This is a genomic window from Enterobacter sp. CP102 (genome assembly GCF_025152625.1).
Lineage (GTDB): Bacteria > Pseudomonadota > Gammaproteobacteria > Enterobacterales > Enterobacteriaceae > Enterobacter > Enterobacter soli.
In genome coordinates this window covers 4,246,523-4,264,417 of sequence record NZ_CP104014.1, presented here as the reverse complement: position 1 = coordinate 4,264,417, position 17,895 = coordinate 4,246,523, and the positions used below count along the sequence as shown (strand labels likewise).

Below are 17,895 nucleotides of genomic sequence, written 5' to 3'. Positions count from 1 at the left end.
AGACCAAAGGCTGACAAGGAGAGATGCGTGAGGCGATTGCCGGGGATTTTACTGCTTACAGGGGCAACGCTTGTCGTGATTGTCGCGTTGCTCGTGAGCGGGCTGCGCCTCGTGTTACCGCATCTGGACAGCTGGCGCCCGCAGATGCTGGCGAAAATCGAATCCGCCACCGGCGTGCCGGTGGACGTGAGCCAGGTTAGCGCTAACTGGCAAAACTTCGGCCCTACGCTCGATGTGCGGGATATCAATGCCAGCCTGAAAGATGGCGGCTATCTGAAAATCAAACGTGTCACTCTGGCGCTGGATGTGTGGCAAAGCTTGCTGCATTTTCGCTGGCAGTTTCGCGATCTCACCTTTTATCAGCTCCAGTTTCTGACCAACACCCCGCTGCGCAGCGGCGACAGTAGCCAGGGTATCGAAACCAACCGGATAAGCGATCTCTTCCTGCGTCAGTTCGATCATTTCGATCTGCGCGACAGCGAAGTGAGCTTTATTACGCTCTCCGGCCAGCGCGCTGAGCTGGCCATTCCGCAGCTGACCTGGCTTAACGGCAAAGACCGACATCGCGCCGAAGGGCAGGTTAACCTCTCCAGCCTGAACGGGCAGCACGGCGTGATGCAGGTGCGGATGGATCTGCGCGATGACAACGGTCTGCTGAACAATGGCAAGGTCTGGCTGCAAGCCGATGATGTGGATGTGAAGCCCTGGCTGGGCGACTGGTTACAGCAAAACATGCAGCTGGAAACCGCCCGTTTTAGCCTGGAAGGCTGGATGACGCTGACCAAAGGCGAATTCGCCAGCGGTGATATCTGGCTGAAGCAGGGAGGCGGGAGCTGGAAAGGGGAAAACCAGCAGCACCAGCTATCCGTTGATAACCTGACCGCACACGTCACCAAAGTGCAGAACGGCTGGCAATTCGTTATCCCGGATACACGCATCACCATGGACAGTAAGCCCTGGCCGCGTGGCGCGCTGGCGCTGGCCTGGATCCCTGAGCAGGATGTTGGCGGGACCAGCAGTAAACGTAGCGATGAGTTACGTATCCGCGCCAGCAATCTGGATCTGGCCGCAGTCGAAGGGCTGCGTTCAATGGCGGCCAAACTCTCTCCTGATTTAGGTGACATCTGGCTGGCAACACAGCCGAGCGGGCAGATAGAGACGCTGGCGCTGGATATCCCCTTACAGGCCACAGAAAAAACCCGCTTCCAGGCGACATGGAAAGAGCTGGCCTGGAAACAGTGGAAATTGCTGCCAGGCGCGCAGCACTTTAGCGGCAAGCTGGAAGGCAGCGTTGAGGACGGCAGGCTGACAGCTGAAATGGCCGACGCCAAAATGCCATACGAAACGGTATTCCGCGCCCCGCTGGAGATCGAGAAAGGGACCGCCACGCTTAACTGGCTCAAAAATGATAAAGGTTTCCAGCTGGATGGCCGCAACATTGATGTGAAAGCCAAAGCGGTCCACGCCCGCGGTGACTTCCGTTATTTGCAGCCGGAGGGCGATGAACCCTGGCTCGGCATCCTGGCCGGTATTAGCACTGACGATGGCTCTCAGGCCTGGCGCTACTTCCCGGAAAACCTGATGGGCAAAGAGCTGGTGGATTACCTGAGCGGCGCGATCCAGGGCGGCCAGGCTGATAACGCCACGCTGGTGTATGGCGGCAATCCACACCTTTTCCCCTACAAACATAATGAAGGTCAGTTCCAGGTGCTGGTGCCTTTGCACAACGCCACCTTTGCCTTCCAGCCGGACTGGCCTGCGCTGAAAAACCTCGATATTGAGCTTAACTTCCTCAATGACGGGCTGTGGATGAAGTCGGCAAGCGTTGGGCTCGGGGGCGTGACCGCCAGCAACCTGACGGCGAACATCCCGGACTACTCGAAAGAAAAGCTGCTGATTGATGCGGATATCAATGGCCCAGGCAAAGCCGTTGGCCCTTACTTTGAAGAGACGCCGCTGAAAGAGTCCCTGGCTGCTACCCTTCAGGAGTTGCAGCTTGATGGCGATGTGAATGCTCGCTTACATCTGGATATCCCGCTGGACGGGAAGATGACTACCGCCAAAGGCGACGTCCGGCTTAATAACAACAGCCTGTTTATCAAACCGCTTAATAGCACCCTGAAAAACCTCACCGGGCAGTTCAGCTTTGAGAACGGTAATCTGAAGAGTGACCCGCTGAAGGCGAGCTGGTTCAATCAGCCGGTGAACATTGATTTTTCGACTACCGAGGGTGAAAAAGCCTATCAGGTGGCCGTCAATATGGACGCCAGCTGGCAGCCATCCCGCATGGACGTGTTGCCAAAGCCGATTGCGGGTGCCATCAACGGCGCAGTGTCCTGGAAGGGTAAAGTCGGCATTGAGCTGCCGTATCACGCCAGTGCGCGGTATAACGTCGACATTACCGGCGACCTGAAAAACATCAGTAGCGACCTTCCGGCACCGCTGGATAAGAAAGCTGGCCAGTCACTGCCGGTGAAGCTTAACGTGGATGGCAACCTGAACAGCTTTGAGCTGACCGGCAATGCGAACGGTACTAACCACTTTAATAGCCGCTGGCTGCTGAACCGTAAACTTACGCTTGATAAAGCTATCTGGACTACGGACAGCCGCACCATCCCGCCATTGCCGGAACAATCAGGCATCGAGTTGAATTTGCCGCCGATGGATGGGGCTGAATGGCTGGCGCTGTTCCAGCAAGGTATCGGGCAAAATGTTGACGATGCCGCGCAGTTCCCGCAAACCGTTACCCTGCGTACCCCGGCGCTAACCATGGCCGGACAGCAGTGGAACAACCTGAGCATTGTCTCGCAGCCTACGGCGACGGGCTCCAAAGTCGAAGCTCAGGGCCGGGAGATCAATGGCACACTCACCCTGCGTAATAATGCGCCATGGCAAGCGGCGATCCGCTACCTCTACTACAACCCGGTGACAGCGTCCGGGAAAGATCAGTCAGCAAACTCGTCGCCGTTCAGCAGCACTGCGCGCGTGGATTTCAGCGGCTGGCCCGATCTGCAACTGCGTTGCGCCGAGTGCTGGTTGTGGGGACAAAAGTATGGCCGTATCGACGGTGATTTAGCGATTCAGGGAAATACGTTAAGTCTTTCCGGCGGTCTGGTGGATACCGGTTTTGGGCGCCTGACGGCAGAGGGCGAATGGGTGAACAACCCAGGCGAACAGCGTACATCCCTCAAGGGGCAAATTAAGGGGAACAAACTGGATTCGGCGGCCAACTTCTTTGGTATCAGTACTCCACTGCGTGGCTCCTCGTTTGACGTGAACTACGATTTGCACTGGCGTGCAGCGCCGTGGAAACCAGACGAAGCTTCTCTGAACGGCATCCTGAAAACCAACTTTGGCAAAGGGGAGATCGCAGATGTCAGTACCGGCCATGCCGGGCAGATCTTGCGTCTGCTGAGCTTTGATGCCCTGTTGCGTAAGCTGCGCTTTGATTTCAGCGATACCTTCAGCGAAGGTTTCTACTATGATTCCATCCGCAGTACGGCCTGGATTAAAGATGGTGTGCTGCACACGGACGACACGCTGGTGGATGGCCTGGAAGCCGATATCGCCATGAAAGGTTCGGTGGATCTCGTTCGCCGCGAGCTGGATATGGAGGCCGTGGTTGCCCCAGAGATCTCCGCAACCGTCGGCGTTGCGACGGCATTCGTGGTGAACCCTATTATTGGCGCGGCGGTGTTTGCAGCCAGTAAAGTGCTGGGGCCGCTGTGGAGTAAAGTCTCTATTCTGCGTTACCGTATTACGGGCCCGGTTGATAAGCCGCAGATTAATGAAGTGCTGCGCCAGCCGCGCAAAGATGCACAGCAATGATTTGACGGAGGCGCTTAATTGCCTCACTCTCAACTGATAAGAATTTATTTACCGCCTTGCGCGGCAACGAACGAGTAGCAAAACGATGAGTCTGAACCTGGTAAGTGAACATCTGCTGGCAGCGAACGGCCTGAGCCATCAGGACCTGTTTTCCATTCTTGGTCAACTGACCGAACGCCGACTCGACTACGGCGATCTTTACTTTCAGTCGAGCTATCACGAATCCTGGGTTTTAGAAGACAGCATCATCAAAGATGGCTCTTATAACATCGACCAGGGCGTTGGTGTGCGTGCCGTCAGCGGTGAGAAAACCGGTTTTGCGTATGCAGATCAGATAAGCCTGACTGCGCTGGAGCAAAGCGCGCAGGCCGCGCGTACCATCGTGCGTGACACCGGCGATGGCCGGGTAAAAACGCTGGGTGAAGTACAGCACTCCGCGCTGTATACCAGCATCGATCCACTGCAAAGCATGAGCCGCGAAGAGAAGCTGGATATTCTGCGCCGCGTGGACAAAGTGGCTCGCGCCGCCGATAAACGTGTACAGGAAGTGTCCGCCAGCCTGAGCGGTGTCTATGAATTAATCCTGGTTGCCGCGACTGACGGCACCCTGGCCGCGGACGTGCGTCCGCTTGTGCGTCTTTCCATTAGCGTGCAGGTTGATGACGACGGTAAACGTGAGCGCGGCTCAAGCGGCGGCGGCGGTCGTTTTGGCTATGACTGGTTCCTGGGCGATGTTGACGGTGAGGCGCGCGCTGACGCATGGGCCAAAGAAGCCGTGCGCATGGCGCTGGTGAATCTGAATGCAGTTGCTGCGCCTGCCGGGACATTCCCTGTGGTGCTGGGTGCTGGCTGGCCGGGCGTGCTGCTGCATGAAGCCGTGGGTCACGGCCTGGAAGGCGACTTTAACCGCCGTGGCACTTCCGTATTCAGCGGTCAGATGGGGCAGCTCGTTTCGTCTGAGCTTTGCACCGTGGTCGATGACGGCACGATGCTCGATCGCCGCGGCTCTGTGGCTATCGATGATGAAGGTACGCCAGGCCAGTACAACGTACTTATCGAAAATGGCGTGCTGAAAGGCTACATGCAGGACAAACTGAACGCGCGCCTGATGGGCGTTGCGCCAACCGGTAACGGCCGTCGCGAGTCTTATGCGCACCTGCCGATGCCGCGTATGACCAACACCTACATGCTGCCGGGCAAATCCACACCGCAGGAGATTATCGAATCTGTTGATTACGGCATCTTCGCGCCAAACTTTGGCGGCGGCCAGGTGGATATCACCTCCGGTAAATTTGTCTTCTCCACCTCAGAAGCGTATCTGATTGAGAAAGGTAAAGTGACCAAAGCCGTGAAGGGGGCAACCCTGATTGGCTCCGGCATTGAGGCCATGCAGCAGATTTCGATGGTGGGTAACGATCTGAAGCTGGATAACGGCGTGGGCGTCTGCGGTAAAGAAGGTCAGAGCCTGCCGGTTGGCGTGGGCCAGCCAACATTGAAAGTGGACAGCCTGACGGTGGGCGGCACAGCCTGACCTGACCCTTCATGAAAAATGGCGCTACTCTGTGGGTAGCGCCATTTTTTTTAACGTAAGTGACTGAGCGGGAACTCAGGGTCAGGCTCGTGAGTGATACGGTTGCGTAAATCACGGCGAATAATTTCAATCGACCAGAACCAGATCAGATGACCCACGATCTCTGAAACGTGCTCATACCAGGGTAGTTCGAAAAGCGGTGGCGTCAGCCCCATCAGCGGGAACGAGATCATGTGAACAAAGAGCTGCGCTAATGCACCGGCGAGCAGGCCTTGCCAGAGTTTAATTTTTGGGAAGACTTCGGCAACTATGCAATAACCTACGGCGAAGACGATAGAAAAGATAATATGCGTGACGCCAACCCAGTTAAATATATGCCCGGCAAATGTGTAAACCGCCGCGTTAGGATCAACAACACCCAGCCAGTCGCGTAAAAATATATAAGGGGGGTTTAGAAAGTTGCGAGAGCAATCAATCTGACTTGCTGCTCTTATTAATTGCTCTGGCCCACATGCGCCGCTGAATAAATCAGTTGGGCTACGCGGAGGAAGGGGCACTTCGGCTCCCCATTTGACGAACGCGGAGACAATCCCTGCGATCAGCCCAATGAACGCAGCAAGCCCGTAGCGCCTGCGTGAAGGCGGTGTTTGTTCAAATAGATTCATTTCTGGTCCTTGTTTAAATAATCCTGAAAATTATATTTTTATTATTCATATTGGTAACAAAAAAATAACAGTCTGAATATCAGACTGCTTACACGGTAAATGTCGGGTGGTGGCGGTGTCAATTAACTATTCTTGATAGGAGGGCGGGGAATTCCCGGAAATATTCATGCCAAATATTCTTCCGGGATTTATGTATTACTCTTTGCGTCTTCCCCGCATTCCCTGAAACAGCTCTGCCACTTCCACAAAATACTCTGTCAGATAGTTAATACATACCTGCACTTTCAGCGGCAGTTTGTCTTTTTCAGTGTACAGGGCATACACCGGACGTGGGTCGGATTGATAGCGCGGGAACAGGATCTCCAGTACTCCGCTGTTGATCTCGTTGATCACCCACATCAGGGGCACGTAGGCGATCCCGGCACCGGCAACCAGCCAGCGCGAGATAGTCATCGGATCGTTGGTGACAAACCGCCCTTCCGGCAGCAGTTTGGTTGAAAGGCCTTCCGGGGCAATCAACTCAAATTCGTTGTCCGGGCGAACGCTGTACTCCAGCCATGAATGGTTGCTGAGGTCGGCGGGTTTTTCCGGGACGCCATACTGCGCCAGATAGCTTTTTGAGGCGCAGACCACCATGGGCATACTCCCCAGACGGCGGGAGAAGAGGCTGGAATCCTGCAACGCACCGACGCGGATCACCACATCAAGCCCGTCGGCGATCAGATCCGGAGCGGGGATCCCCGTGACCAGGTTTACCGTTAATCCCGGGTACTCTTTGAGCATTTCAGCCGTCATGCCAGCGAGTACATTTTGTGCCATAGTTGAAGAACAACCGATGCGCAGCGTACCGATAGGCGTGTTGTTAAAGGCATAGAGCTGTTCGTGCACTTCCTGCACTTCCTGCAACATGCGACGGCAACCCTGGTAGTAAATTTTGCCCGCTTCCGTCAGCCCAATGCTGCGAGTGCTCCGGTTCAACAGTTTTACCTGTAGCTCATCTTCCAGTTTCGAAACCGTCTGGCTGATGGAAGAGACGCTCATCTGGAGCTGTCTGGCAGCGGCAGTAAAGGAGCCAAGTTCGACTACTTTGGCAAAGACCGACATGCGTTTTAAACGTTCCATTGTTCACTCTGGCTTAAAAGTGATTTAGATCACATATTATAGATAACAGCATAACAGTTACGTTAATATATTATTAATTACATAACGGCTACGCCACTCTCGCCCAGCTTTTCTTGCTCTCCCGCGGTGGCGTGTGCTTAAAAATTCTGTAGCCTGCACTCTCTCTAATCAAGGTCAACATGAGTCTGTTTCCCGTTATCGTGGTGTTCGGTTTGTCGTTCCCACCGATATTCTTCGAACTTCTTTTATCACTGGCGATCTTCTGGCTGGTGCGCAAGGTGCTGGTTCCTACCGGGATCTACGATTTCGTCTGGCATCCTGCATTGTTTAATACCGCGCTGTATTGCTGCCTGTTTTATCTAATATCGCGCATGTTTGTCTGAGGTCGATGTGAAAACGCTAACAAGAAAAATCTCCCGCACCGCCATCACCATGGCGCTGGTTATCCTCGCGTTCATCGCTATTTTTCGCGCCTGGGTCTATTACACCGAATCACCGTGGACGCGCGATGCGCGTTTCAGTGCCGATGTGGTGGCGATAGCGCCTGATGTCGCCGGTCTTATCACTGCGGTGAACGTACACGATAACCAACTGGTGAAAAAGGATCAGGTGCTGTTCACCATCGATCAGCCACGTTATCAAAAAGCCTTAGAAGAGGCTGAAGCCGACGTCGCCTACTACCAGGCGCTGGCGGCTGAAAAACGTCGTGAAGCCGGACGCCGCAACCAGTTAGGTATTCAGGCCATGTCTCGTGAAGAGATTGACCAGTCCAATAACGTGCTGCAAACCGTGCTGCATCAGCTGGCCAAATCCGAAGCAACGCGCGATCTGGCGAAGCTCGATCTGGAGCGTACCGTGATCCGTGCGCCCTCTGACGGCTGGGTGACAAACCTGAACGTTTATACCGGTGAGTTTATTACCCGGGGTTCCACCGCGGTCGCGCTGGTGAAGCAGAACTCGTTTTACGTGCTCGCCTATATGGAAGAAACCAAGCTTGAGGGTGTACGTCCGGGGTATCGTGCAGAAATTACTCCGCTTGGCAGTAACCGCGTGCTGAAAGGTACGGTGGACAGCGTAGCTGCGGGTGTGACTAACTCCAGCAGTACCAACGATACGAAAGGCATGGCAACCGTTGATTCCAACCTTGAGTGGGTGCGTCTGGCGCAGCGCGTGCCGGTGCGTATTCATCTGGATGAGCAGCAGGGGAACCTGTGGCCTGCGGGGACAACCGCTACGGTGGTGATTACCGGCGAAAAAGACCGGGATGCCAGCCAGGACTCTATCTTCCGTAAAATCGCACATCGCCTGCGTGAGTTTGGTTAATCGCTATGGGCATCTTCTCCATCGCCAGCCAGCACATCCGCTTCGCCGTGAAGCTGGCCTGTGCCATTGTGCTGGCGCTGTTTGTAGGCTTTCACTTCCAGCTGGAAACGCCCCGTTGGGCGGTGCTGACGGCGGCGATTGTGGCCGCAGGTCCGGCATTTGCGGCGGGCGGTGAACCCTACTCTGGCGCAATCCGCTATCGCGGGATGTTGCGTATCGTCGGGACGTTCATCGGCTGTATTGCGGCGCTAACGATCATCATTCTGATGATCCGCACGCCCCTGCTGATGCTGATGGTGTGCTGTATCTGGGCCGGTTTCTGTACCTGGATCTCTTCCCTTGTTAAGGTGGAAAACTCCTACGCCTGGGGGCTTTCGGGTTATACCGCGCTGATTATCATCATCACCATTCAGACCGATCCGCTGCTCGCGCCGCAATTTGCAGTGGAGCGTTGTAGCGAAATCGTCATTGGTATTGTCTGCGCCATTGTTGCCGACCTGCTTTTCTCGCCTCGCTCAATCAAACAAGAAGTCGATATTGAGCTGGATTCGCTGGTGGTTGCGCAGTATCAGCTGATGCAGCTGTGCATTAAGCACGGCGACAGCGAAGTGGTTGATAAAGCCTGGAGCGGGCTGGTGCGTCGTACGGCGGCTCTGGAAGGGATGCGCAGCAACCTGAATATGGAGTCCTCGCGCTGGGCGCGTGCTAATCGCCGCCTGAAAGCCATCAATACGCTATCACTCACCCTGATAACCCAGGCGTGTGAAACCTATCTTATCCAGAATACGCGCCCGGAAGTGGTGACCGATACCTTCCGTGAGCTGTTTGATGAGCCGGTTGAAACGGTGCAGGACGTTCACAAACAGCTTAAACGTATGCGCAGGGTCATCGCCTGGACGGGTGAACGCGATACTCCGGAGACAATCTATACCTGGGTTGGTGCGGCCACACGTTATCTGTTACTCAAACGTGGCGTGATCAGCAACACCAAAATCAGTGCAACCGAAGAAGACGTTTTGCAAGGAGAAGTGGTTATCAAGCCAGAGTCTGCCGAGCGGCATCACGCGATGGTTAACTTCTGGCGTACAACGCTTGCCTGTATGCTTGGCACGCTGTTCTGGCTCTGGACGGGCTGGACTTCCGGTAGCGGTGCTATGGTGATGATTGCCGTTGTCACCTCGCTGGCAATGCGCCTGCCTAACCCACGGATGGTGGCGATTGATTTCCTGTACGGGACCATTGCCGCCTTGCCAATTGGCGCCTTCTATTTCCTGGTGATCATCCCTTCGACCCAGCAAAGTATGCTGCTGCTCTGTATTAGCCTGGCGGTACTGGCGTTCTTTATTGGTATTGAGGTACAGAAGCGCCGTATTGGTTCTCTGGGGGCTCTGGCGAGCACCATTAATATCATTGTGCTGGATAACCCAATGACGTTCCATTTCAGCCAGTTCCTCGACAGCGCGTTGGGTCAACTGGTTGGGTGCTTCCTGGCGATGATGGTGATTCTGCTGGTCCGCGATAACTCACAGGCGCGCACTGGCCGCGTGTTGTTAAATCAGTTTGTTTCGGCTGCGGTATCGTCCATGACCACCAACGCCGCGCGGCGTAAAGAGAACCACTTACCCGCGCTGTATCAGCAGCTGTTTTTACTGCTGAATAAATTCCCTGGCGACATCGCCAAGTTCCGCCTGGCATTAACGATGATCATCGCACATCAGCGTTTGCGAAATGCGCCAGTGCCGATCAACGACGATCTCTCTTCGTTTCACCGCCAGCTGCGCCGCACCGCCGATCATGTCATTTCAGCCTCCAGTGATGACAAACGCCGCCGCTACTTTAAGCAGCTGCTGGAAGAGCTGGATATTTACCAGGAGAAACTGCGCATCTGGGAAGCTCCGCCGCAGGTCACAGAGCCGGTAGAGCGGCTGGTGTTCATGCTTCATCGCTACCAGAACGCGCTAACAGACAACTGATTACCTTAAAAAACCGACGCCAAAAGCGTCGGTTTTTTTGTGGCTATACTTAGTCTTGCAAGTTCTTAAACTCAGAAAGGGAGGACACATGACTACCCAGGCACTTCAGGACAATGCACTCTTTCAGACCGGTTATCTGGTAAATGGCGAATGGAAAACGCTGACAACCACCTTTGATGTACTCAACCCGGCAACGGATGAGGTGATCGCCAAAGTCGCAAAAGCAGGAAAAAAAGAAACCGAAGACGCCATTGCGGCGGCGACCCGTGCTTTTCCCGCCTGGCGGGCGAAAACAGCGAAGGAACGTTCGACGATCCTGTATCGCTGGTATGAACTGATTATTGAAAACAAAAGCTGGCTCGGACGCTTAATGACTACCGAGCAGGGTAAGCCCCTCAAAGAGGCCGAGGGCGAAGTCGAGTATGCAGCAAGTTTTATCCAGTGGTTTGCTGAACAGGCTAAACGGGCAAACGGTGAGATTATCCCACCGATCAAACCCGGCTCGCGCATTCTGGCTACCCGTGAACCTGTCGGTGTGGTGGCGGCAATTACACCGTGGAACTTCCCGATGGCGATGCTGACGCGTAAGCTCGGCCCGGCACTGGCTGCGGGATGCACTGGCGTGATCAAACCGGCCAATAACACGCCCCTGAGCGCCTTTGCGCTCCTGACGCTGGCAAAACAGGCGGGTGTGCCGGATGGTGTGTTAAACGCCGTGGCAGGAAATACCCATGAAATCAGCGATGCGATCATGGCCAGCCACGATGTGCGTAAAATTTCCTTCACCGGTTCGACTGCGGTTGGCAAAACGCTGGTACGCAATGCGGCCGAGACAATGAAAAAAGTCTCTATGGAGCTCGGCGGAAACGCGCCCTATATCGTCTTTGAAGATGCCGATATTGATGCTGCCGTTAAAGGCGCTATCGCCAACAAATTCCGTAATGCCGGGCAGGTTTGCGTCAGTGTAAACCGCTTCTATATTCAGGAAACCGTCTACGACCAGTTTGTGAACAAGCTTGCCGATGCCGTAAAAGCGCTGAAAGTCGGGAATGGGCTTGATGAGGGCGTTGTCGTGGGGCCGATGATCGAGCCTGCGGCAGTGAGTAAAGTGCGCGAGCATGTTGAAGATGCCGTTGCCAAAGGCGCAACCGTGCTGGCAGGCGGCAAGGCGCATCCTCTGGGCGGTAACTTCTGGACACCGACCGTTCTGGGTGATTGCCACGAAGACATGCTGCTTGCAGCAGAAGAGACATTTGGCCCGGTCGCTGCGTGTTTCCGCTTTACGTCGGAAGAGGAAGTCATTCAGCGCGCCAATAATACTCCCTTCGGCCTGGCGGCCTATTTCTACACCCAGAACCTGTCGCGCGTGTTCCGTGTTTCTCAGGCTATTGAAAGTGGCATGATCGGCATTAATGAATGTGCAGTCTCGACCGAGCTGGGACCTTTCGGCGGCGTTAAAGAGTCAGGGTTAGGGCGTGAAGGCTCAGTATTGGGACTGGAAGAGTTTCTGGAAGTCAAAACCCTTCATATTGGGGGATTATAATCGTCAGGGCGGCATCTGCCGCCCGCCTGGATCGGGTGGCTGGCAATGAAAACCTACACATTTGATTTTGACGAGATCGACAGTCAGGAAGACTTCTATCGTGAATTTATTCGGGTGTTTGACCTGGAGCGGGAAAGCGTCACCAATTTAGACACGTTGTGGGATGTGGTAACCGGCAATCAGTTGCCATTACCGCTGGAAATCGAGTTTATCCATCTGCCGGAAAAACTGCGCAGGCGTTTTGGCGCGCTGGTGTTGTTGTTCGATGAGGCTGAAGAAGAGCTTGAAGGGCAGTTGCGTTTTAACGCCCGGTATTGAATCACAGATAAAAAAAGCCCCTGACCGGAGTCAGGGGCAAGTCGTATGATGAGATACGACGAGGGTCTATTTGTACAGTTCAGCCGTTGCGTGCCAGTGGTCACCTTCGTTCAGTTCGGTGATCCGATAGCTGCTGGCGCCTGCTTTTTCAGCTTTAGCGGCCAATTCCTGACGGATATCCATCGGAGAACCCGCTACCGCTGCAACAGATACGCTACCCATGGATTGCAGATTTTCTGCTTGCTCGGCATTCACCTGGTGAACTGCGGCGCTCGCGCCAAAAGAGAGAACAGAGGCCAGGCCAAGGGTTGCGATGATTAATTTAGTGTTCATAGTCATTACTCCTGAATAGTGTTTGCTCAACGGCGAGAAGGGTTAAACTGCTTTTTTTATGCCTGGTGCCGTTAAGGGAAATAGTGTCTTCAGATATCAGCAATTCTTATTTGTACAGTTCAGCTGTTGCGTGCCAGTGGTCGCCAGTGCGGGCTTCAATGATGCGATAAGATGACGCGCCTTGTTCTTCCGCTTTTTTGTTCAGCATGGCATTCATATCCATAGGCGATGTGCTGATAGCACCTACGGAAACCGTACCGATTGCCTGACGGGATTGCGCCTGATCTGCGTTGATGGAGTCGGCTGCGAAAGCACCGAATGACAGGACAGACAGAACGCTCAGAGCCGCTACAGTAGTTTTGATTTTCATGATTCTTTACCTCGTCGAATTTTTTATTGGGGTCTTGTTTCGTGACCCTCATCACAAAATCAAGTATACACTAATAACGGCAAAAATTAATACCATGCTAATTGTTTCTGTGGTAATTAAGTGTTAACCAACGTATCTGTTATAACCAAAATGTATAAAAATGGTCATTTTCTCGTCACGATGTTTGGTTATGTCTAAAAAAATCATATGGATATGAGACTTTGATTTTTTGTGCGATTTGTTGATTTGGTATTCACCAAATGAATGTTTGCACGCGGTAAAACGCACTATTTGTCAAATTGAAGGGTGGTACAAAGCAGGGCAAAACGAGGCGGGAGCAGGATGATCCCCGCAGCCAGCGGCCACGGGGAGAAGGGTTACAGCTCTTGTTCGAACAGTACCAGAATGGCTTCGTAGAGATCTTTGACGGAGAAACCATTTGCCGGAGTGGTAAAGATGGTGTCATCGCCGGCGATGGTACCGAGAATGCCTTCCGCTTTACCTAAGGAGTCCAGCAGGCGGGCAATCAGCTGCGCTGCGCCCGGGCTTGTATGGATAACCACAACGGCATCGTTGTAGTCGATATCCAGCACCAGGTTTTTCAGTGGACTTGAGGTTGTTGGCACGCCCAGCTCAGCAGGCAGGCAGTAGACCATTTCCATTTTGGCATTACGCGTACGTACTGCGCCAAATTTGGTTAACATGCGGGAGACTTTCGACTGGTTAATGTTATCGAAGCCTTGTTCTTGCAACGCCTGAACAATTTCTCCCTGAGAACTGAATTTCTCTTCTTTGAGTAGCGCTTTAAACGCCTTCACTAATTCTTCTTGCTTAGACGAGCTTCGCATAAGTCACCCGGAATATGACGGTAGAAACAACATTATTATGCATGTGGATGAATTTTTATGCAAACTATCTGCCAGGTGTAAGGCTGAAATAATGTTATGAAAGGGAGTGATTTTATCAGATTTCGTTATCAGAAAACATGCCTGGGTCACGCCGCGCAAATAAGGTTAAAAGTAAATTAAATGTTATCAAATTGATGTTGTTTTGGTGGCGGGGCAGGGTGTATTGTAACCACCTCTTAATTCGTTGCCGCCTGCTGCCCGATAGCATTCTGGCGTTGGCGAAAGGCGAGTGACCTCAAATTCTTTAGCTACGAAAATTGAAATTATTTACTTGCTGAATTATGGTCGCCGCAACGGAGTTTCAGATACTTAAGTTAACCATAATAAGGAGTTTAGGATGAAAGTCGCAGTCCTCGGCGCTGCTGGTGGTATCGGCCAGGCGCTTGCCCTACTACTGAAAACCCAACTGCCTTCAGGCTCAGAACTCTCCCTGTACGATATTGCTCCGGTAACCCCAGGTGTGGCGGTTGACCTGAGCCACATCCCGACAGCTGTGAAAATCAAAGGCTTCTCCGGTGAAGATGCGCGTCCTGCACTGCAAGGTGCTGACGTTGTGCTGATCTCCGCTGGGGTGGCACGTAAGCCAGGCATGGATCGTTCAGACCTGTTTAACGTCAACGCCGGCATCGTGAAAAACCTGGTACAGCAGATCGCTGAAATCTGCCCAAAAGCGTGCGTAGGTATCATCACTAACCCAGTCAACACCACTGTGGCTATCGCAGCAGAAGTGCTCAAGAAAGCCGGTGTTTACGACAAGAACAAACTGTTCGGCGTGACTACGCTGGATATCATCCGTTCCAACACCTTTGTTGCTGAACTGAAAGGCAAACAGCCAACCGACATCGAAGTGCCGGTTATCGGTGGTCACTCAGGCGTGACTATTCTGCCTCTGCTGTCTCAGATCCCTGGTGTGAGCTTCACCGAGCAGGAAGTGGCTGACCTGACCAAACGTATCCAGAACGCAGGCACCGAAGTGGTGGAAGCGAAGGCGGGTGGCGGTTCTGCAACGCTGTCTATGGGCCAGGCGGCAGCACGTTTCGGTCTGTCTCTGGTTCGCGCTCTGCAGGGCGAGAAAAACGTGGTGGAATGCGCTTACGTTGAAGGCGATGGCGAACACGCACGCTTCTTCTCTCAGCCACTGCTGCTGGGTAAAAACGGTATCGAAGAACGCCAGTCTATTGGCAAACTGAGCGCGTTTGAACAGAGCGCGATGGAAGGGATGCTGGATACGTTGAAGAAAGATATCACCCTGGGCGAAGAGTTCGTTAACAAGTAAAACGTCCTCCCCCTCTTAGGCCGGGTAAGCGTAAGCGCCACCCGGCAAAAAAACCGAAGCACAGGCTTCGGTTTTTTTATGTACATCAGTTTGTGGCCGGGTATTCCTGGATAGTCACCTGGATAGTCAGCTTCTTATCATTACGCATCACTTCTACCGGAATGATCGAACCTGGGCGGATTTCCGCAACCTGATCCATAGTCTCCAGCGCCGAGACCGCCGGTGTGCCATTCACTGACACAATCACATCGTTGACCTGAATACCTGCATTGGCTGCCGGGCCGCCAGGTGACACTTCGTTGACCACGATCCCCTGGATCTGATCAATGCCGCCACCCTGGGTATGCATTGGGGCAATTTCACGCCCGCCAATACCGATGTAGCCACGGATCACGCGACCATCGCGGATCAGCTTGTCCATAATTTTGGTGGCCAGCTGGAACGGGATTGCAAAACCGATCCCCTCAGGGGTTTCACCATCATTACTTTTATCGAAAGATAAGGTGTTGATCCCCATCAGTTCACCCAGCGAGTTCACCAGCGCGCCGCCGGAGTTACCGTGGTTGATAGAGGCATCCGTTTGCAGGAAGTTTTGTCTGCCTGATGGGTTCAGGCCGATTCGACCGGTGGCGCTGATAATCCCCTGAGTAATGGTTTGCCCCAGGTTGTAGGGGTTACCAATCGCCAGAACAACATCCCCGATATGCGGCGTACGTTTGCGGTTAATCGGGATGACTGGCAGGCCGCCAGTGGCGTTAATTTTTAGCACGGCAAGGTCGGTCAGGCTGTCAGAGCCAACCAGCAGCGCTTCAAACACGCGGCCATCCTGCAATGCGACGATTATCTGGTCGGCATCGTTGATAACGTGCTTGTTGGTAATGATATAGCCGCGTTCATCCATAATCACACCGGAACCGAGGGTGCGGATTTCCAGCTGGTTATGACTCGAACTGTTAAGACCGCGGTTATAGACGTTAACCACGGCGGGGGCGGCACGGCGAACGGCCTGGTTGTAAGTGGCAGGCGTTTCATCCGTGCTGTCAAATTGCGGTACCGTCAGCTTATTGAACTGACGTAAAGACGGCATAGCCACTAACAGCAGGCCGGCAACGATCAAACCGATGGCAATAGAACGAAAGAGCTTTAAAAGCATGATGCGCGTATCGTTAAAAAAGGAACGGTTTGCAGCATAACATGAGTTCTCCGGACATCACACGCAGCGGCGATGTCCGGAGTCGCAAATGCTTAGCGCAGTAAAATATAGATAGACTCATTGCCACGCATAATTTGCAGAGCAATGACCGTTGGTTTGCTTTCCAGCACTTTGCGCATTTCCGCGATGGACTGCACGCGGTTGCGGTTCACGCCGATGATCACATCATCCTGATGTAAACCCGCCTGAGCGGCAGGGCTGCTTTTTTCGACGCTATCGATAGTAATGCCTTTCGTGCCGTCTTTAAGCTGACCGTCACTCAGGGTGGCGCCTTGCAGCGCAGGGGCGATAAGCTCTGCGCTGGCCGAGGAGGACGTGCTTTTATCCAGCGTGACTTCCACATCCAGCGGTTTACCGTCGCGGATCAGGCCCAGCTTCACTTTGGCGCCCGGCTCCGTGGTGGCGATACGCGAGCGCAGCTCAGCAAAGCTGCTCAGCGGCTTGTCGTTCAGGCTCACGATCACGTCCCCGGATTTCACGCCCGCTTTTGCCGAGCCGGAGTTTGGCAGCACTTCGCTGACAAATGCGCCACGCTGCACGTTGATATTGAACGCCTTAGCAATATCCGCGCTCATCTCCATCCCTTTAATGCCCAACAGCCCGCGTTTCACTTCACCAAACTGCATCAGCTGCTGCGCCAGGGTTTTGGCCATATTACTCGGGATAGCAAAACCGATACCGATACTGCCGCCGCCAGGCGCCAGGATAGCGGTATTAATGCCAATCAGTTCGCCGTTCAGGTTAAGCAGCGCGCCGCCGGAGTTGCCGCGGTTAATTGAGGCATCGGTCTGGATGAAGTTTTCCAGCCCTTCAAGATTCAGCCCGCTGCGCCCCAGCGCGGAAACAATGCCGGAGGTGGCGGTTTGCCCTAAACCAAACGGGTTACCGACCGCCACGGCGAAATCACCGACGCGAAGTTTGTCCGAGTCTGCAATGGCGATTTGCGTCAGATTACTGGGGTTTTGCACCTGCAACAGTGCGATATCACTCTGGTCATCACCGCCAATCAGTTTGGCATCAAACTCCCGGCCATCGTTCAGCTGTACGCTGATTTTATCGGCCTGGCTGATAACGTGATTATTGGTCAGGATGTAGCCTTTGGCGGCATCAATGATCACCCCGGAGCCCAGACCCTCAAAAGGCTGAGCCTGCTGGTCGGGGGATTCGTCACCAAAATACTTTTTCAGTTCTTCAGGTACGCGCTGGTTTTGCAGCGCAGTGCCTTCCACCTTTACGCTTACTACAGCAGGCAACACTTTTTCCAGCATCGGTGCGAGGCTAGGAATGGCCGCCTGTCCCGGAACCTGCGCGGGCAGGCTTGCGGTTGCAGGGAAGGACGCCGAGAGAGATAACCCGACACTTAACGCGATAGCGCTTAAAAGCTGGTTTTTTTTCTTCATCGATGCTGACTCTCGTAACCTGAAATAAAGGAAGAACGGCCCCAAAAACATGTTGATGTTATTGAATTTTAAACCGCTGAACAATGAGGTGT

The 17,895-nt window shown here is 53.7% G+C and carries 15 protein-coding genes; 8 read left to right on the top strand and 7 right to left on the bottom strand.

Annotated features, from left to right (window positions below):
* Positions 1–27: 27 nt before the first annotated feature.
* Both yhdP and tldD read left to right on the top strand, forming a co-directional pair.
* Entirely contained in the window at positions 28–3,828 is a 3,801-nt protein-coding gene (gene yhdP, locus N1249_RS20090) for an AsmA2 domain-containing protein YhdP (protein ID WP_259832575.1), read from the top strand.
* A gap of 85 nt (positions 3,829–3,913) precedes the next feature.
* Positions 3,914–5,359 (top strand): metalloprotease TldD, encoded by a 1,446-nt coding sequence (gene tldD / locus N1249_RS20085; protein WP_259832562.1) that lies wholly within the window; start codon positions 3,914–3,916, stop codon positions 5,357–5,359.
* Between the two features lie 50 nt (positions 5,360–5,409).
* Here the strand turns inward: tldD and N1249_RS20080 are convergent, their stop codons facing one another.
* Together N1249_RS20080 and aaeR are read right to left on the bottom strand one after the other, a co-directional pair.
* Positions 5,410–6,024: a YagU family protein gene (locus tag N1249_RS20080; RefSeq protein WP_259832539.1), complete on the bottom strand. Its 615-nt coding sequence runs from the start codon at positions 6,022–6,024 to the stop codon at positions 5,410–5,412.
* Between the two features lie 195 nt (positions 6,025–6,219).
* The gene (aaeR, locus tag N1249_RS20075) at positions 6,220–7,146 is read right to left on the bottom strand and encodes an HTH-type transcriptional activator AaeR (protein ID WP_014071991.1); all 927 of its coding nucleotides are present in this window, start codon (positions 7,144–7,146) and stop codon (positions 6,220–6,222) included.
* A 179-nt stretch (positions 7,147–7,325) separates the two neighbouring features.
* Here aaeR and aaeX point away from each other — a divergent pair, with 179 nt between their 5' ends.
* From aaeX to N1249_RS20050, 5 genes are all read left to right on the top strand, one after another.
* Positions 7,326–7,529 (top strand): p-hydroxybenzoic acid efflux pump operon protein AaeX, encoded by a 204-nt coding sequence (aaeX, locus tag N1249_RS20070; RefSeq protein WP_003860416.1) that lies wholly within the window; start codon positions 7,326–7,328, stop codon positions 7,527–7,529.
* Positions 7,530–7,536: 7 nt separating this feature from the next.
* Positions 7,537–8,469, top strand: coding sequence for a p-hydroxybenzoic acid efflux pump subunit AaeA (gene aaeA / locus N1249_RS20065; protein ID WP_259832536.1), 933 nt, complete (start codon positions 7,537–7,539; stop codon positions 8,467–8,469).
* Between the two features lie 5 nt (positions 8,470–8,474).
* Positions 8,475–10,442, top strand: a complete 1,968-nt coding sequence (aaeB, locus tag N1249_RS20060; RefSeq protein WP_259832533.1) for a p-hydroxybenzoic acid efflux pump subunit AaeB — start codon at positions 8,475–8,477, stop codon at positions 10,440–10,442.
* 88 nt (positions 10,443–10,530) lie between these two features.
* Positions 10,531–11,985: an NAD-dependent succinate-semialdehyde dehydrogenase gene (locus N1249_RS20055; RefSeq protein ID WP_259832530.1), complete on the top strand. Its 1,455-nt coding sequence runs from the start codon at positions 10,531–10,533 to the stop codon at positions 11,983–11,985.
* Between the two features lie 45 nt (positions 11,986–12,030).
* Positions 12,031–12,303 carry a barstar family protein gene (locus N1249_RS20050; protein WP_166718058.1) on the top strand — a complete coding sequence of 91 codons (273 nt, stop codon included), beginning with the start codon at positions 12,031–12,033 and terminating at the stop codon, positions 12,301–12,303.
* Positions 12,304–12,369: 66 nt separating this feature from the next.
* On the opposite strand, the gene yhcN (N1249_RS20045) is transcribed toward N1249_RS20050, so the two are convergent.
* The 3 genes from yhcN (N1249_RS20045) to argR all read right to left on the bottom strand — a co-directional run bounded on the left by yhcN (N1249_RS20045) (position 12,370) and on the right by argR (position 13,854).
* Positions 12,370–12,636, bottom strand: coding sequence for a peroxide/acid stress response protein YhcN (yhcN, locus tag N1249_RS20045; protein ID WP_014071986.1), 267 nt, complete (start codon positions 12,634–12,636; stop codon positions 12,370–12,372).
* A 106-nt stretch (positions 12,637–12,742) separates the two neighbouring features.
* Positions 12,743–13,006, bottom strand: a complete 264-nt coding sequence (gene yhcN, locus N1249_RS20040) for a peroxide/acid stress response protein YhcN (RefSeq protein ID WP_166718057.1) — start codon at positions 13,004–13,006, stop codon at positions 12,743–12,745.
* Positions 13,007–13,383: 377 nt separating this feature from the next.
* Positions 13,384–13,854, bottom strand: coding sequence for a transcriptional regulator ArgR (argR, locus tag N1249_RS20035; protein ID WP_003860428.1), 471 nt, complete (start codon positions 13,852–13,854; stop codon positions 13,384–13,386).
* Between the two features lie 397 nt (positions 13,855–14,251).
* On the opposite strand from argR, the gene mdh reads away from it, so the two are divergent.
* A complete protein-coding gene (gene mdh / locus N1249_RS20030; RefSeq protein ID WP_259832527.1) occupies positions 14,252–15,190 on the top strand; it encodes a malate dehydrogenase in 939 nt (312 codons plus the stop codon).
* An 85-nt stretch (positions 15,191–15,275) separates the two neighbouring features.
* Here the strand turns inward: mdh and degS are convergent, their stop codons facing one another.
* Together degS and degQ are read right to left on the bottom strand one after the other, a co-directional pair.
* Positions 15,276–16,343, bottom strand: a complete 1,068-nt coding sequence (degS, locus tag N1249_RS20025) for an outer membrane-stress sensor serine endopeptidase DegS (RefSeq protein ID WP_259832519.1) — start codon at positions 16,341–16,343, stop codon at positions 15,276–15,278.
* Between the two features lie 92 nt (positions 16,344–16,435).
* On the bottom strand, positions 16,436–17,803 hold the full coding sequence (gene degQ / locus N1249_RS20020) for a serine endoprotease DegQ (RefSeq protein WP_259832517.1): 1,368 nt from the start codon (positions 17,801–17,803) through the stop codon (positions 16,436–16,438).
* Positions 17,804–17,895 lie beyond the last annotated feature (92 nt).